Raw genomic sequence first — 15,984 nt, forward strand, 5'->3', positions numbered from 1 at the left:
GAGCTTTTTATGATTCTTTAAAAACGACAACTTTTTCCGTGGCGAAGCCACGATTCGTTCAGAAATCGCGGCAATCGGCACAGACCAGTTGCCCGTTGACGTTCGTCAAATCGTGCGTGAGCGCGCCGCAGACTTCACAGATGCTCTGGTTCGTGTACTCCGCGTCGCCGCCGTTCGTCTCCATTCGGTTGCCGAGTTCGCTCTCGTCGATGTCCCGTTCGTTCGTGCGCGTGATGCTCGATGGCGACGCTGATGCGGAGATGACGTCCCGTTCCGTGAGAACGCCGAGGAGTTCGTCGTCGGCACCCGTGACGATGATCCGCCTGATCCCTTGCTGTGCCATCATCCCCGCCGCGTCGGCGAGACTGCGGTCGGGTGGGATGGAGACGACCGGCGTCGTCATCGCTTCCGAAACGGGGGTCTCCTTCGGGTCTTTCTCGTTTGCGACGAGGGAAAGGACGTCCGACTCCGTCATGATACCGACCGGTTCACGTCCGCGCAGGACGACGACGCTGCCAACCCCTTCATCGGACATGAGGCGAACCGCACCAAACACCGTGTCTGATTCACTGACCCCGACGTATTCCCGGGTCATCACGTCCCTCACCATGACTTCGGCGTTCATATGTGAACGTTTGACACGATCGTTCTAAAAAGTATCCCCGGCACCTTTATTCCCGCATCGAGCGAAAGGTACTAGCTACGTTTTCGGCGCCGATATGAACGATTCGGTGCCGTTGTGAACGGTTGGAAACCGCTCGGGAGGAGTCGTTCGAAGACGGTTACTCGAATTCGATTCTGCTACCGGTCGCACGACAGGTCTCCAGCGCGTGTTTCGCGTCCATGCCGGCCTCCTGTGGCACCCGTCCATGTCCCACGCCGACTTTCAGTTCGACTTCAACCGTCTCCTCGACGTGCTGAATCGCGTCCTCGTAGGCCGCCTCGTCCAAGTTCGGACAGACGGCGATGACGTTATCCCCGCCGACGAAAAACGAGAGCGAGTCGTGTGCTTCGCGCATGTAGCGCATCAGTTCGGCGTACCCCTGTTCGATGTGAATGAACGAGTCGAAGGCGTTCACCTCGTCGGTGTAGTTGCCGGTCATGTCGTTCACGTCGAAGTGGGCTATCTGGACGTCGTCGTCCGTGCGGAACTCCTCGTCTATCGTCCGTCCGTCGAGGATTTCGCGGCGCGAGCCGTCCTGTGCGCTGCCGGCGTCCTGTAGCAGTTCCGTGGCGTCGTGGAGCGCCTGCACCGGACTCGTCCCCGTGGCGACGCTCAAACTGACGGTCACGGGATAGCGATTGCCGACCGATTCCTGTACGAGCGCGTGGTCGGAGAGCGAGAGGCCGTTCGTCACGGCCACCATGTTGTCGAACCGCGTGAAGAAGACGTACCCCTCTCGGTTGCCGATGAGCTGCGAGAGGTCGGCGTACAACCGCGATTGGAGCGTTTGGAGGTCCACTTCTCGGCGTGGTTCGGGCGTCACGGTCCACGGCCCGTAGTTGTCGATCTGAATCAACGTTATCTGGGCGTTCGTCACTGTTGGTCCTGACTTTGACGCACTATCGTATAAGCGGTCCTAATCGCGTTCCTCGTCTCAATAATGGAACGGAGAACGAGCCGACGACGGTAGGTTCTCGGGAGCGTGGAGGGGATCCGGAACGTCAGTTTTTGGACGGTTTCGATTCCGGGGGATTCAAATCTCCGTTCCACCTGCACCCCACAATGAGTATCCCGTCGTTCGTCATCGGCATCGCGGGGGGCACCGGCGCGGGGAAAACGACGGTTGCCCGCGAGATAACGGAAACGCGCAGCGACTCCGTCACTCGCATTCCGATGGACAACTACTACAAGGACCTCTCGCACCTCGATTTCGAGGAGCGAACCGAGATAAACTACGACCACCCCTCGGCGTTCGAGTGGAGGCTCCTCCGCGACCATCTCGATTCGCTGCTCTCGGGGCAGACCATCCAGATGCCGCAGTACGATTTCAGCGTTCACAACCGCAAGGACGAACGCGTCACGGTCGAACCGACGGACGTCGTCGTCCTCGAAGGCATCCTCGCGCTGTACGACTCCGAGGTCAACGAGATGCTCGACCTGCAAGTCTACGTCGAAACCGACGCCGACGTTCGAATCCTCCGCCGAATCGAGCGCGACGTCGTGGACCGCGGACGGGACCTCGAAGGCGTCATGGACCAGTACCTCTCGACGGTCAAGCCGATGCACGAGCAGTTCGTCGAACCGACGAAAAAGCACGCCGACCTCATCATCCCGGAGGGTGCAAATCGCGTCGCGGTCAACCTCCTCGAAGAGAAAGTTCGGGCGGAGACGCGCACGGAACACGCGTGGGACGTCGAGGAGGAGATTCGCCTCCCGACGGACGAGGGAACCGAGCGGAGGGAAGCGCCCGCCGCGACACCCGACGGTGGCGGCGAACGATGGTCGTCGGAAAAGTCGGAATAGCTAAGCGCGTTTCTTCTCGGGATTTTCGCCGACCGGGTGGTAGTCCCAGAAACCGCCGGTCCGCATCGCGTTGCCGACGCCCTTGTGGAAATCGGTTATCGTCTCGAACTCGGTCGGTTCGACGTGTTCGAAGATGTCGTCGACGCTGACGACCTTTTTGTAGTTGATTCGAATCGGCTCGTCGGCGTGTTCCTCGACGAACTCGTCACGTTCGAGCGGGAAGTCCTCGTCCTCATCCAGTTTCTTCGCGAGGATAGCGAGTCCGTACTTGCGTCCACCCTCGCTCCCTTCTTCACCATCCGGGTCGTGAGGCCAGTCCATGTTCGCATCTTCATTCGGGGAAGCAAAAGGATTGCTTTCTGTCTCACTGCCGAGACAGCGAGAGACCGGTTTCCACCAGACTCCGGTGGCCGCGCCGCAACCGCTCGGAGACGGCCTGATGTGAGACGCCGAGTTCTTCGGCGAGGTCCGTGGTCGTCACCTTTCTCGGGATCTCGTAATATCCCCGCTTCATGGCGCTCCGTAGCGTTTCGTGCTGTTGTTGGGTGAGTTCGTGCGGGTCGTCCACCATCGTCGTCCGTTCCTGAACGTTTTGAACTTCGAGGGGGACATCGGCATCGTGGCAGGATTCGTATAGCCTTGAGAGAATCTCGCGGTTCGTACACTGGATACGGAAGGTCCATTCGCCGTTCGAGGCCTGCGCGGTGAGGACGGCCGTATCGTCCATCGCGATCAGAGAGAGAATCCGGTGGACCGAACGGTCCCACCCCATCGAAAACAACCCCCGATCCTTCAGCCTCGTCAGCAGCGTCGCATCCGTGACCGTGTCATCGTCCATGAACGCCCGCTCTACGGCCGAGATATCCCCCGCCATGACCCGCAATTGCGGCATCACGTGTTCTACGTTGTGTGCAACCACTCCTACGACTTCGAATCTCGCCTCCGGCACTCGCGAAAACGTCTCGTGAAGGGCAAATTCGATCGTCGGGAGTGCGATTTCAGCAATCGTACTCACCCGAGTTACAACAAACGGCACCCGGTTCGCTGTTCTGCTTGCCAATTCATGCTAATTTAAGTATCGGTCGGAAAATTACCGCCTTATTCTCGGCTCGATTGCACTTTAGCCGGTGTATAATTAACTGGATGGGCTTCCGAACTTCGGGACATGGCGCGGCACACGCGAGGAAGATGAGAAACATGTCAGGCTCTTCATCCGGTGGATTCATCCACGGAATACTCATCGGCGGTGGCGTCGTTTTCTTCGTTGCGGGACTAGTGATTGTGGCGGGGATTCCGGGCGGCATCCTGGGACCGGCGGCGGGTGGTGCGGGTAACGGAACTACTCCGGCGGGAACGACACAAACGACGGGAACCCCGACGGAAACCACACCGACAGCAACGACGACCACGACTACTCAGCCGACGACGACGACCGAGACGGAAGAAACGACCGAGACGACCACACCGACGACAACCACGACAACCACGACAACCACGACCACGACGCGGACGAGCGCCCCGAGCAAAACGGTTCGATACCGCGTCAACGTCGGTGGTCGCCGACTTCAGGCGTCGGACGGCGGCCCGGATTGGTTGGCGGACGGCGAAAACAACCCCACTCGGTTCGGGAACGCACGCATCAGCGGCAGTCACACGAACCAGACCGACGATCCGATGGCGATGACTCCCGCCGTCCCGAAGGGGACGCCCGAAGCGGTGTTCCAAAGCAGACGCTACGACGCCGACGTGAAGGATGATCACAGCGACGACAGGGAGATGCAGTACCGATTCCCGGTGCAGAGCGGGAAATACGAGGTCAGGCTCTACTTCGTCGAATCGTACTTCGACGACTCGGGATGGAACGACTACAAAAAGGAGGGACCGCGGAAGTTCGACGTGGAAGTCGAAGGCAAGCGCGTCCTCCACAAGTACGATATGTACAAGGAACTCGGTCACGACCGAGGGACGATGAAGTCGTATACCGTCACCGTCCGTGACGGCGTCCTCAACGTGAAGTTCCTCCACGACAAGGAGGATCCGATGCTCTCGGGCATCGAAATCGTCCGCGTGAACGAGGGCAACGTGAACAAGGACCGCGGCGATTCCGACGGAACCGACGACCGGTCGTTGTCCCGTACGGCTGCAAACCAGCCCCTCCTCGCGGCGGTCACGGATTCGGGACTCGAAGCAGCGTAACCGTCAAACGTCACTTCTTCGGAGAATCGACCGCGGTCCTTCCGACCTCGGTATCGCTCGGTATACGAGCGCTTCGGTTGCGCGTTCAATTTTCTCGTTATCGGAGTTCTGTAGGCATATATAGTCGAACTCCATCAAAATATAAAGGGACTAAAGTAAATACTGCGTCGCTCCGAGTGCCCTTCCCGTGGAGGGCAACAGTCAGGCTTGGTTCGGCCTGTTTCCATAATTGGCTCTGTCATCCCCATTTGACGTCGGGGAGCGCCATCCTTCTCCCCACCTTTCGGGATGCGAATAGCTGGGTACATTGGTTTCATTTCATCATATCCGACAAAATTTTCTTGTTCTTCTGGATTTTTCGTTAACATGTATGCCGGATCAAAAACGACGTCGATTCCTCCTTGGTGCAGGTACAGTAGTGGCCGGAACAGTCGGTCTCAGTTCAACCAGCGTTTTCGGTGCGAGTGATGAATCACAACTCGTTTTCGTCGAGATCAATGACGAGAACGAATACCTCGTCGTGAAGAACACGTCCGGGGAGGAGATGGACCTCAGCGGGTACATCGTCGACTTTGGATTCGAAGACGATGACGAAGGTGATGAGCAGAAAGGAACGATAGCTCGGGGAACGACGATCAGTGCCGGTGGGACGCTGAAGATTGCACCGGATGCCGAGCAGGGTGAAGCGGGCGTAGAGGTCAGTCGTGAATACGTAATGCCCGACGAGGAAGAGGAAGTGTACGCGATTCTTTCCCCCGACGGCACCGTTGTTGCTCGGTCTGACGGGGATACGTATGTTGGCAAGCCCGAGACCACGACGACTGAGACGGAAGGGACGACCACTGAAGACGAAACCACGACGGAGGAAGGGACGACTACCGAAGATGATTCGGAGGAATCCGCTTCGGGCGAAACTACAGAAAACTCCGACGACGATGAATCGGGCGGTGACTCCTCGAAAGATTCACAGTCGGATGACGATAGCGAGTCTGATGAGGGTGAAAGTTCGAATAGCGGCGAGACGGGTTCCGAGGAATCCGGAGAGTCGTCGTCTGAAGACGATTCCGAAGAAGACTGCTAAGACGATCCACCACTCCTGTTTTAGATAGTCAAAACGTCCGCGTCGGTGGGATTGGGATTTGAACAACGCCCGAGGACCTGCGCACGGCGCAGAACTCGGTCTAATTCAAATCAAATCGCCTTACTCGACACTCACGAACTGTTCGTGTCGAGAACGGTGGGATTGGGATTTGAACCCAAGAGGCATGACGCCACCTGCTTTCAAGGCAGGCGCAATAGGCCGCTCTGCCATCCCACCACGGTCCGCCCTACTCGGCACCGGGTCTAAGAACTGTCGGTCTCGGGGCAGCAACGTATCGACGCAAACGAATGAGACGACTGAAATATTATCCATAGACATTGAACCATAATCGTTTAATTCCCGTGGTGCATTTTCCGGAGTACGATGCCATCACTGGACTTCGAACCGTTGACGTACGCGGAGTTGCCGGAGGACCGGCGACCGTCGTTCGGACAAGCGCTCGTGCCCGTTCTCGCGACGATTCTGTTCCTCGCGGTCGGGTCGGCGTGGTTGGGGATGGACCCACACATGCCGCTGCTGTGGGCCATCGTGTTCACCGGCCTCGTCGGCTACTACCTCCTCGGTCTCTCGTGGGAGGAGTTGTACGGCGGAATCGCCGACAGTCTGCTGATGGGACTACAGGCCGTGTTCATCCTGTTCGCCATCTACGCCCTCATCGCGACGTGGATCAGCTCCGGGACGATTCCCGGCCTGATGTACTACGGGCTGAAATTGCTGTCGCCGACGGTCTTCCTGCCCGTGACGGCGATACTGTCGGGGCTCGTCGCCTTCTCCATCGGATCCTCGTGGACCACGGTGGGGACGCTCGGCGTCGCCTTCATCGGCATCGGGTCGGGACTCGGGATTCCCGCGCCGATGACCGCTGGGGCGATTCTCTCGGGCGCGTACGCGGGTGACAAACAGTCGCCGCTCTCGGACACGACCAACCTCGCGGCGGCGGTGACGAACACGAAGCTGTACGATCACATCCGCGCGATGCGGAACGGGACGGTTCTGGCGTTCGGCCTCGCGGTCGTCGGCTACGCGATTCTCGGATTACGAGCGAGCGGTAGCGCCCAAGGTGGGCGTGTCGGCGACATCCAGCACGCGCTGCTCGGAACCTACCACATCTCGCCGTTGGTGTTCATTCCGCTCGTCGTGACGTTCGGCCTCGCGCTCCGCGGCTATCCCGCGTTGCCGTCGCTCGTCGCGGGCATCTTTTCGGGCGTCGGAACTGCCATCCTCGTCCAAGGGATGTCGTTCACGGCCGCGTGGGACGTCGTGCTGGCGGGAACGGCTCCGAAGACGGGGATGGACCTCGTCAACGGACTGCTCCAAAGCGGCGGTATCGAAGGCTCGGCGTGGACCATCAGCGTCGTCGTCGCGGCCCTCACCCTCGGTGGCTTGCTCGAAACGACGGGCGTCCTCGCGGTCCTCGCACATCGCCTCTCCCAATCGGTCAGCAGCGTGGGCGGATTAATCGCCGGAACGGGTGCGGCCGCGATGTTGACGAACGCACTCACGGCCCAGCAGTACATGAGTATCGTCGTCCCCGGCATGACGCTCCGTAACCTCTACGACGAGTACGGACTCGACAGCAGCAACCTCTCGCAAGCCGTCGAATCCGCCGGAACGCCGACCGGCGCGCTCATCCCGTGGCACGCGGGCGCTATCTACATGGCCGGGGCGCTCGGCGTCTCGACGGTTTCCTACGCGCCGTACTACCTCTTCGGCTTCCTCTCGCCGATAATCCTGTTCGCGATGGCCGCCACCGGAAAGGGAATCGCGACCGATTCGTCGGAGAAGCAGGGTGCAATCGCGTCCGCCGACTGACGGACGATCGCACGACGAAAGAACGAAGCCGACTACCGAACCAATTCCCGTTTTCCGTCCCGTTCTTCGACGCGAACGCCGAGTTCGTGGAGGTACGACGCCGTGTTGACCGGGACGATTCGTTCCGCGGCGATGCGTGCGTTCAGCAGCGGGATCAGCGAGCGCAAGTCCCCACCCGTCGCTACGCTCGTCATCGCGGGCAGGTAATCCACGTCGTGACCGGCATCGACGGCCCGATGCGTCGCCGTCTCGATTTCCGGCACGGTGTACGCGTCCGTGAAGTCGATGGTGTCCGTCGCGCCGAGGTAGTACAGTCGCCCGTCGTCGGCCGGACCGAGGACGATTTCGCTCCGGCGGAGTTTCATCGCCGCGCTGTCTATCTCCTTTCGCGTCAGCATCGGCGCGGTGCCGTCCACGACGGCGACGGAGGCCACCCCCTCCTCTTGGAGCAGATGGGTCGCCGTGTTTCCGGCGCGCCCCGAGAACGTCTCGCCGACCTGCACCTCGAAGCGCACCTCGCTCACGTCGTCGAGCGCTTCCTCGGCCAGCGCGCGGAGTTCTTCCTCGGAACTGCCGCTCCCCTCGTACTCGTCCGGAATCGCCTCGTCGGGGCGGTAGTTGACGAGCAGTTCCCCGCCGCTGTTCGCCGCCGCGAGGAACGTGTCTTTCAGCATGGTGGCGTACAGTTCCGTTGCCTCGGACGTGGAGAGCGGCGACGTTTCGGGGAGTTCCGGCAGGACGAATCCCTCGCGCGGCGGGTCGGCCAGTACGGCGATAGTGGTCATACCCGCCCGTCGGGGCGGGAGCGCCTTGAAAGCCACCATTTTATGCCCTCCTCGTGCCAATTTCGGCCATGCACTGGACGAAACCCCTCGGTCTCCTCGGCGTCGCCGTCCTTGCCGTCCTGACGCTCGGCGCGCTCTTCGCCTTTGTCACGCAAACGCTCACCGGCGACGCCGTCACCGCCAGCGTCGTCTCCATCGCACTACTCGTCGTCGCCGTCGCCGGACTGGCACGTGTCGGCGGACGCTCGAAGCGGTGGCGGCAGAACCCCTACTGGTGAATGAATCGGACGCTTGGTGTCCCAATCACCCAATCAACTCCGTCGCCCTTTCGTCGCCCGTTATCGTCCTTGTCGGCCCTTCGTCTGCCGGTAGTCCGTCCCCATCAACTCGGCGAAGTGCTTGATGAACGCTTCCGTCTGCTCTTCGGTCTGTTCTCCGGGATGTATCATCGGAACGAGTTCGAATCCACGTCCCCGAATCGTCGTCGCGTGGTCCTCCGCGATGTCGATGTCGGACGCCGGCGTCGTGGTATATTCGGTGGCGATTTCGGCGAGCGCACCCTCCCCGATAGGAACGAGGATTTCGGGGTTTATCATCCGAATCTCGGCGTTCAGATACGGCTCACAGGTCATGATTTCGCCGTCGTCCGGCGGTCGCTCCGGGTGGTGACAGCGCGTCAGGTAGGTGAGAAACGCGTTCTCGATTTCTGGTTCGTCGGCGTCCGCCGGCGAGTCGTTCAGACCGAGTCGGCCGAGGACCGCCTGTAGCCGTTCGCCCGCCTCGTCGCCCGTGAAGGGGACGCCGGTTCGGTCCGCGCCCGCGCTCGGCATCTCGCCGACGAACAGGAAATCCGCGTCCACGTCGCCGTAGCCGTGAACGACCCGTTCACGGCGTTCGCATAACTCGCAGTTTGTACACTCCTCGTCCATTCCGAAGGGGTTCGAGCGCTCCTCCTGTTTCGCGTTCATGCACCCTGCTTGTGCCGCGAGCGTAAAAGGGGCTACTCCTCGGCGAGCGCGAGAAACGACGCCGCCCATCGGGAGTTCTCTCGAACCGAAACGCGGTGTTCCCGTTCGTCGTGGTCAATGAGTCCCGCGGAGTCGAGCTTCGGCAGGTGGAGTTAGTACAGCGTCGCGTAGTACTGGCGATGGTGGTTCGGCGTCAATTTCCTCTCGCCGATGTCACGCCGGGCGACAACCCTCGCCAGTTCGTCTATTCCGACCGTTCCATCGGTTTCGAGGAGATAGCGGAGCGCGTCCCGCCGTCGCCTCGAACTGAGGGCTTCGAACATGCTGTCGAGCGACGGTCCGTCGCTCGAATTCGTCGTGGTCGACCGAATGGGACGGTCGGCGTCGTCGGAGAATTCAACCGTCTCGTCCGCGAGCATTCGAAACGGGGCGACCGCCGGTTCGTCGGTGTACCCGTCGTATCGGAAGTATCCGACGGCGTTCATATCGGCGAGGAGCTTGGAAACGGCGTCGAAAAAGGAGACCATCCGGTGAACCGAAACGTGTTCGAGCGGGGTCGTGAGCGAGTCGAAGAGGAGCGTCGTCTCGTCGTCGAACGCCGCGAGGGCGGACGTGATGGCCGCTCGAATCCCGGCGAGGTCGTCGGGGCGATGGACGGTATCGACGGTCGCCGGTATCGACCCGTCGGAGGAAGGTCCCGCCTTACGCATCGACGTACCGACTTCGATGACGCGAACCGCGTTTGGGAGTTGGCCGACGTGCTGACGCCAGAGATCGAGAAGCGATTTCGCCGACCGGTCGCACGTCACGGCGACCAACGCGTTCGTATCGTCGTGCGGAAAGTGCGTGAGAGGATGGCTTTCCGCTCGACGGTCCGCATCACTCGGCGCTGTGACGAGAACGCTACTGCCGGTCTCGAAGTCGAGGTTTGCGCTCGTCATGGGCGTCGGCCTCGATGATCGTTTCTTCCGCGCGATAACCACTGGAGGGTCTGTCTGATTGGTTTCATTGATTCGACTACTGTGTTATCTCGGTGTACGGGCGACACGGTTCCTCACGCCAGCGATCCCTTCTGAAACCGTTCTGGGTGCTGGGACGTCTACGGGTCGGTTACGGTGTGCGATTCGAGCGCGACGCTCGAATCGCTGCCGTCTATGGACGCCCTACGCATCTATTCGTTATAAATTTGTTCGTGAATAAGAACCACGTGATCTCGAAATGGCATTTTTATCGGGGTATCGTGACTCCCGCGGCGAGCGTTCGGTTCGTCCGGGAACGGTCACTCGCGGAGTATCACGTGTCCGTTCGAGTGAACGAACATGGTCAGACCGTCGATGGAGAACGTGATATGCCCCACCGTTCGATTTCCCCGAGGGTCACGGGTGAAGAGCGCGTCGAGGGCGTCCGGGTCGAGAACGTCCATCAGCGGGATTCTGGTTTCGGTCGGATCTATGCCCCCAATCGACGCGATAGCTTGGATGACGGTCCCGCTCATGGAGCCGAACGACGTCTTGTTCCGGTGCGTGTGGTACGTCCTCGGGTCGGACGCGACGAGCGTTGGTCCGCGCTCCCCGCCCTCCCCTTCGTTGTCGACGTTTTGTCGGTTCATCGACGATACGACGATGGTTTGCTCCCTATCCGGTATAAAATTACGTCTCGGGTTGACTGGGATGATAGTCGGTGTCGTACTCTCCCGTTTGGCCATCCAGTCGGTCGGGGTTGATTCGGCCGCCGAGCAGCATGAAGTCCACGAGCGTCAGCGCGAGCATGGCTTCGACCACGGGGACGCCGCGGGGCGGTAGCACCGGGTCGTGACGGCCGATGACCTGCACTTCCTTCTCCTCGCCGGTTTCCCAATCGACCGTCGTCTGGGTCTTCGGAATCGACGTCGGCGCGTGGAGCGTCACTTCCCCGTAGATCGGTTCGCCCGTCGTGATGCCGCCCTGCAAACCGCCGTGGCGGTTCGTCACGGGTTTCGGGTCGTCGTTCGAATCGAACTCCCACTCGTCGTTTCGGTCGTGTCCCGCCCACTCGCGCGCGTTTCGGCCGAGTCCGAACTCGAAGGCGGTGCTGGCCGGCACCGACATCATCGCCTGCCCGAGCCGCGCCTCGACGGAATCGAACCGCGGAGCGCCCAATCCGCGCGGGACGCCGCGCGCTTCGAAGTAAATCGACCCGCCGATGGAGTCTCCTTTCTTTTGATACTCGTCTATCAACTCCCGCATCTCCTCGGCGGCGTCCGGGTCGGCGCACCTGACCTCGTTCTCCTCGCTGTGTTCGAGCATCTCCTCGAAACTCACGTCGTCGGCGCGCACGTCGCCGATCTGATCGACGTGCGCTTTCAGTTCGACGCCTTCTGCCGCGAGTATCTTCTTGGCGACGGCTCCCGCGGCGACCCAGTTCACCGTCTCGCGCGCCGACGACCGACCGCCGCCGCCCCAGTTTCGCGTCCCGAATTTCGCGGAGTAGGTGAAGTCCCCGTGGCTCGGCCGCGGCGCAGTGATGAACGGTTCGTACTTGCCCGACCGGGCGTCCTTGTTCTGGATGACCATCCCGATCGGCGTTCCCGTCGTGTAACCGTCCTGAATCCCGCTGTTGATGGTCACGGCGTCGGGTTCGTCCCGACTGGTCGATATCATCGACTGGCCGGGTTTTCGCCGGTCCAAGTCGCCCTGCACGTCGTCGGTCGTGAGTTCCAGCCCCGCCGGACAGCCGCTTATCGTGACGCCCATGGCCTCCCCGTGACTCTCGCCGTAGGTCGTCACCTGAAAGAGGCGTCCGAATCGATTTCCGTTCATTACCCGTTCCTGTGCGGCGGGGGCATTTAGAGGTTGCAGACCGCGGAACGTTTCGCCACCGGTGGCCGAAAGAAAATTTATAGCCCGGACACCAACACGAAGGCGATGAATCGGCGACGATTCACCGCCCTGCTTGGTCTCGTAGGAAGTTCCGCGGGCTGTATCGGCCGCCTTCCGACGGATGGCGGCGACGACGACGCGGAACCGGTGAGCCTGCGCGTTCGCAACTTCTTCGAGAAGCGACGCGTCGTCACGGTATCTATCGAGGGCACTCGTACGGGCGACCACTACAAATCGAAGTTCTACCTTTTTCCGGGGTGGATCGAGAACCGCCAAAACATCCTCGAAGCGGACACCTACGAGGTGAACGTGGAACTCGACAACGACATGTGGCGCACCGTGGAGTGGAAGATGAACGGCTGTGAAACGAACGTTATTCTGATCGATGTCGGTCCCGACGGAATCGGCGTCACCTCGACGTGTCAGGAGGAGATGACGGAAACGGCAACCGCGACGGAGACGGAAACGGCGGAGACGGAACCCACGATGGAGCCGGGAACAGCGACGAAAACGGGAATCGCAACGGAAACGAGAACGACGAACGGAACGGAGACGAACTGAGTTACCGCTGTACGTCGCCGCCCAGGTCGTACAGGACCTCGAAGAAGTCGGGGAACGACACGTCGACGTGTTCCGAACCGGCGACCATCGTCGTCCCGTCGGCCGCGAGCCCGGCAACCGCGAGGGCCATCACGATTCGATGGTCTCCGTGTCCGTCCACCACGGACCCGACGAGGTCCGACTCGTCGCCGTGGACGGTGAGGGCGTCCTCTTCCTCCTCGACGCTCGCACCGAGGTTGGAGAGTTCCGTCGCCATCACCGCCACGCGGTCCGTTTCCTTGTACCGAACGTGCTCGCAGTTCTCGATGCGCGTCTCGCCGTCCGCGACGGCACCGAGGGCGGCGATGGTCGGGAGGAGGTCCGGCGTGTCGCCCACGTCGACCGTGACGCCCGAAAGCGAGGAGCGTCGGACCGTCAACACGCCGTCGTTGCGGTTCCAGTGGACGTCCCCGCCCATCTGCTTCAGGACGTTGACGATGAACGTGTCTCCTTGGGCGCTCGGGTACGCGCCTTCGATTTGGATACTCTCGCCGTCATTGGCCGCGATCGCGCCCGCCGCGAGGAGGTAGGAAATCGAGGAGAAGTCGCCCGGAACGTGATACTCGCCGTCGCTCGGTTCGTAAAACTGCCCGCCCGCGACGTGATAGCCGCCGTCCCGTTCCTCCGCGGTGACGCCGAAGTCGTCCAGCAACTCCAGCGTGATGTCCACGTAGGGGGCCGATTTGAGTTCCGTTTCGAGGTCGACGGTCACGCCGTCGTCGGTCAGCGCGCCCGCCATCAGCAGCGCCGACACGTACTGCGAGGAGACGTCGCCCGGAATCGAGACCGTCCCGCCCGAAATCGGTCCCTTGATGACGATCGGGGCTTTGCCGTTACCGCGGCTGCTTTCGGCCCTGCCGCCGAGTTGCTCGATGGCCGAGAGCATCGGTCCCTGCGGTCGCGAGCGAAGCGACGCGTCACCTGTCAGGACGGTGATGCCGTCCACGAGCGCCGTCGTCCCGGAAACCAGCCGCATCGTCGTGCCGCTGTTTCCGCAGTCGAGTATGTCCGCCGGAGTGGTCGGTTCACCGCCGAAGCCATTAATTTCGATGGCCTCGCCGGTGTCGGTCACGTCGCCGCCGAAGCCGTCGACGGCCCGCATCGTCGCCTTCGTATCGGCGCTGATGAGCGGGTCGAACACGAGCGCTCCGCCGGAGTACCCGGCCGCGAGAATCGCACGATGTGTGTAACTTTTCGACGGCGGTGCCCGTGCCGTCCCGGAGAGTCTCGACTGGGAGATTTCGACGTCCATGTTCGACCCGTCTATCCGAACGGGTATCAGACTACCGCCCTCCGGAAAATATCGCCGGTCGGAGACATCCACCCCGGCCGAAACGTCCGTTCAGTCCGAGACATTCCGTTCCGCCGGTCGGAAACGTCTCGGCGCGCCGAAACACTCACCGGACGACCGTGACGGGAACCGTCGCGCGTCCCGTGACCTGCTTCGCGACGCTTCCGAACAGCGTCTCGTAGCGCTCGGACGCGCCGCGGTGGCCGACGAAGATGGCGTCGAAGCCGTTCTCCTCGGCGAACTCAGTGATCCGTTCGACCGGTTCGCCGTACAGCATCCCCGTCTCGATTTCCGTTCCCCGGCGTTCGGCGCTCGCCGCCGCGTCGTCGAGCAGGTCCTGCCCCCGGGTCTCCGCGTCCTCGACGCTCGTCAAGAGCAGTTCGCGGTCGGCCTCGGCGAAACTCGTCGGCGGTACGTCGTTCCCCGCGAACACTTCCGTCGGGACGACGACGTGTATCGCCGTAATCGGAGCGTTCGTGTCCTCCGCGAGGTCGATGGCGTAGTTCAGTGCGTCCGTACTCGACGGCGAGCCATCGAGTGCGACCAGATATCCCCCCATAACGGGTGCTAGTTGGTCGCGTAGGAGGATGTGGATTTCGGCGATGGAAGGGAGTTCGAGTCGATGGAGAATCGGCTCTTTCCGGGCGATGTTGCCGGGAACACGACCGCCCTCCGACATGGTTTTGGTCGTCCCCTCTGTCTCGAGGGATATGGCACAGGACCTCTCGGCATTGGACTCCGCGCTCGATTCGATGGGTGTGGACGGCTTTCTCATCGACGCCGATTCGACGGATTCGGACCAGTTGTATCTCTCGGGCTTCGACGCGCCGGACGCCTTCACGACGCTGTACGCCGACGGCGTCCACCTCCTCGTCTCCAGTCTCGAATACGGACGGGCCAAGAAGGAGAGCGACGCGGAAACCGTCTCCCGACTGTCGGAGTACGACTACTACGAGAAGATAGCCGAACACGGTCCGGAGGCGGCGAAGAACCACATCATCGCCGAGTTCCTCGCCGACCGCGGCGTCGAGTCGGTGGCGGTCCCCGCTCGGTTCCCCGTCGGCACCGCGGACGGACTGCGCGAAGCGGGCGTGACCGTTCGACCCGACGACTCCTCGGTTCTCGTGGGAATTCGCGCGACGAAGACGGACGAGGAGATTGAACACGTCCGCGTCGCCCAGAAGGCGAACGAGGCGTCCATGCAGGCTGCCGAGGACCTCCTCGCGGCGACGACGATTCGGGATGGCCTGCTCTACTACGACGGCGAACCGTTGACCAGCGAGCGCGTGAAAGAGGAGATAGAGGTGACGCTCCTCCGTCACGGGGCCGCGCTGGACGAGACCATCGTGGCCTGCGGCGCGGCGGGCGCGGACCCGCACAACCGCGGCAGTGGCCCACTCGCGGCGAACGAGGCCATCATCATCGACATCTTCCCGCGCGACAAGGCCTCCAAGTACCACGCCGACATGACTCGCACCTTCGTGCGCGGTGAACCCTCCGAGGAGATACGTGAACGCTACGAACTCACGCACGAGGCGTTCGACGCCGCGTTCGACGCCCTCGCACCCGGCGCGACGGGCGAAGAAGTTCACGACGCCGTGTGCGACGTGTACGAGGAGGCCGGCTACGACACGCTTCGGAGCAACCCGAACGCCGAGACGGGATTCATCCACAGCACGGGCCACGGCGTCGGATTGGACGTCCACGAGGACCCCCGACTCAGCCCGAGCGGCGGCGAGTTGGAACCCGGCCACGTCGTCACCATCGAACCCGGCCTCTACGACCCCGAGGTCGGCGGCGTCCGGATCGAGGACATCGCCGTTGTCACCGAGGACGGCTACGAGAACTTCACCGACTACCCGATTCGACTCGTCGTGGACGAGGAGTAGGCCGACCGGTTTTCGA

The 15,984-nt window shown here is 61.8% G+C and carries 18 protein-coding genes and 1 tRNA gene; 7 read left to right on the forward strand and 12 right to left on the reverse strand.

Annotated features, from left to right (window positions below; translation table 11 throughout):
* Nucleotides 1-58: 58 nt before the first annotated feature.
* Together ACGYLY_RS03510 and ACGYLY_RS03515 are read right to left on the reverse strand one after the other, a co-directional pair.
* Nucleotides 59-625: a cyclic nucleotide-binding/CBS domain-containing protein gene (locus ACGYLY_RS03510; protein ID WP_395282956.1), complete on the reverse strand. Its 567-nt coding sequence runs from the start codon at nt 623-625 to the stop codon at nt 59-61.
* A 157-nt stretch (nt 626-782) separates the two neighbouring features.
* Entirely contained in the window at nt 783-1,541 is a 759-nt protein-coding gene (locus tag ACGYLY_RS03515; protein WP_395282955.1) for a GTP cyclohydrolase III, read from the reverse strand.
* A 185-nt stretch (nt 1,542-1,726) separates the two neighbouring features.
* Between ACGYLY_RS03515 and udk the strand changes: the two genes are divergently transcribed.
* Nucleotides 1,727-2,467, forward strand: coding sequence for a uridine kinase (gene udk, locus ACGYLY_RS03520; protein WP_395282954.1), 741 nt, complete (start codon nt 1,727-1,729; stop codon nt 2,465-2,467).
* Here udk and ACGYLY_RS03525 read toward each other — a convergent pair whose 3' ends face one another.
* Together ACGYLY_RS03525 and ACGYLY_RS03530 are read right to left on the reverse strand one after the other, a co-directional pair.
* Nucleotides 2,468-2,788, reverse strand: a complete 321-nt coding sequence (locus tag ACGYLY_RS03525) for a DUF5785 family protein (RefSeq protein WP_395282953.1) — start codon at nt 2,786-2,788, stop codon at nt 2,468-2,470. It lies immediately after the preceding gene.
* Between the two features lie 43 nt (nt 2,789-2,831).
* Nucleotides 2,832-3,503, reverse strand: coding sequence for a helix-turn-helix domain-containing protein (locus ACGYLY_RS03530; protein ID WP_395291252.1), 672 nt, complete (start codon nt 3,501-3,503; stop codon nt 2,832-2,834).
* 161 nt (nt 3,504-3,664) lie between these two features.
* On the opposite strand from ACGYLY_RS03530, the gene ACGYLY_RS03535 reads away from it, so the two are divergent.
* The gene (locus tag ACGYLY_RS03535; RefSeq protein ID WP_395282952.1) at nt 3,665-4,663 is read left to right on the forward strand and encodes a malectin domain-containing carbohydrate-binding protein; all 999 of its coding nucleotides are present in this window, start codon (nt 3,665-3,667) and stop codon (nt 4,661-4,663) included.
* A gap of 370 nt (nt 4,664-5,033) precedes the next feature.
* A complete protein-coding gene (locus ACGYLY_RS03540) occupies nt 5,034-5,744 on the forward strand; it encodes a lamin tail domain-containing protein (RefSeq protein ID WP_395282951.1) in 711 nt (236 codons plus the stop codon).
* 154 nt (nt 5,745-5,898) lie between these two features.
* On the opposite strand, the gene ACGYLY_RS03545 is transcribed toward ACGYLY_RS03540, so the two are convergent.
* Nucleotides 5,899-5,981, reverse strand: a tRNA-Ser gene (locus tag ACGYLY_RS03545).
* A 147-nt stretch (nt 5,982-6,128) separates the two neighbouring features.
* Here ACGYLY_RS03545 and nhaC point away from each other — a divergent pair.
* A complete protein-coding gene (gene nhaC / locus ACGYLY_RS03550; RefSeq protein WP_395282950.1) occupies nt 6,129-7,577 on the forward strand; it encodes a Na+/H+ antiporter NhaC in 1,449 nt (482 codons plus the stop codon).
* 32 nt (nt 7,578-7,609) lie between these two features.
* Here nhaC and ACGYLY_RS03555 read toward each other — a convergent pair whose 3' ends face one another.
* Complete coding sequence (locus tag ACGYLY_RS03555; protein ID WP_395284163.1) at nt 7,610-8,362, reverse strand: DUF2064 domain-containing protein; 753 nt, start codon at nt 8,360-8,362, stop codon at nt 7,610-7,612.
* A gap of 68 nt (nt 8,363-8,430) precedes the next feature.
* On the opposite strand from ACGYLY_RS03555, the gene ACGYLY_RS03560 reads away from it, so the two are divergent.
* Nucleotides 8,431-8,640 (forward strand): hypothetical protein, encoded by a 210-nt coding sequence (locus ACGYLY_RS03560; RefSeq protein WP_231182819.1) that lies wholly within the window; start codon nt 8,431-8,433, stop codon nt 8,638-8,640.
* 60 nt (nt 8,641-8,700) lie between these two features.
* Here the strand turns inward: ACGYLY_RS03560 and ACGYLY_RS03565 are convergent, their stop codons facing one another.
* The 4 genes from ACGYLY_RS03565 to aroC form a co-directional block, all read right to left on the reverse strand.
* On the reverse strand, nt 8,701-9,330 hold the full coding sequence (locus ACGYLY_RS03565) for a uracil-DNA glycosylase family protein (RefSeq protein WP_395282949.1): 630 nt from the start codon (nt 9,328-9,330) through the stop codon (nt 8,701-8,703).
* Nucleotides 9,331-9,482: 152 nt separating this feature from the next.
* Nucleotides 9,483-10,271 carry a hypothetical protein gene (locus ACGYLY_RS03570; RefSeq protein ID WP_395282948.1) on the reverse strand — a complete coding sequence of 263 codons (789 nt, stop codon included), beginning with the start codon at nt 10,269-10,271 and terminating at the stop codon, nt 9,483-9,485.
* A 338-nt stretch (nt 10,272-10,609) separates the two neighbouring features.
* Complete coding sequence (locus tag ACGYLY_RS03575; protein ID WP_395282947.1) at nt 10,610-10,939, reverse strand: HalOD1 output domain-containing protein; 330 nt, start codon at nt 10,937-10,939, stop codon at nt 10,610-10,612.
* A gap of 40 nt (nt 10,940-10,979) precedes the next feature.
* Entirely contained in the window at nt 10,980-12,128 is a 1,149-nt protein-coding gene (aroC, locus tag ACGYLY_RS03580) for a chorismate synthase (protein ID WP_395282946.1), read from the reverse strand.
* Nucleotides 12,129-12,233: 105 nt separating this feature from the next.
* Between aroC and ACGYLY_RS03585 the strand changes: the two genes are divergently transcribed.
* Nucleotides 12,234-12,749, forward strand: coding sequence for a hypothetical protein (locus ACGYLY_RS03585; RefSeq protein WP_395282945.1), 516 nt, complete (start codon nt 12,234-12,236; stop codon nt 12,747-12,749).
* Nucleotide 12,750: 1 nt separating this feature from the next.
* Here the strand turns inward: ACGYLY_RS03585 and aroA are convergent, their stop codons facing one another.
* Complete coding sequence (aroA, locus tag ACGYLY_RS03590; RefSeq protein WP_395282944.1) at nt 12,751-14,040, reverse strand: 3-phosphoshikimate 1-carboxyvinyltransferase; 1,290 nt, start codon at nt 14,038-14,040, stop codon at nt 12,751-12,753.
* 145 nt (nt 14,041-14,185) lie between these two features.
* The gene (locus tag ACGYLY_RS03595) at nt 14,186-14,758 is read right to left on the reverse strand and encodes a universal stress protein (protein WP_395282943.1); all 573 of its coding nucleotides are present in this window, start codon (nt 14,756-14,758) and stop codon (nt 14,186-14,188) included.
* Between the two features lie 31 nt (nt 14,759-14,789).
* Between ACGYLY_RS03595 and ACGYLY_RS03600 the strand changes: the two genes are divergently transcribed.
* The gene (locus tag ACGYLY_RS03600) at nt 14,790-15,968 is read left to right on the forward strand and encodes a M24 family metallopeptidase (protein WP_395282942.1); all 1,179 of its coding nucleotides are present in this window, start codon (nt 14,790-14,792) and stop codon (nt 15,966-15,968) included.
* The last annotated feature ends 16 nt before the right edge of the window (nt 15,969-15,984 follow it).

The organism is Haladaptatus sp. CMAA 1909 (assembly GCF_043952005.1).
GTDB lineage: Archaea > Halobacteriota > Halobacteria > Halobacteriales > Haladaptataceae > Haladaptatus.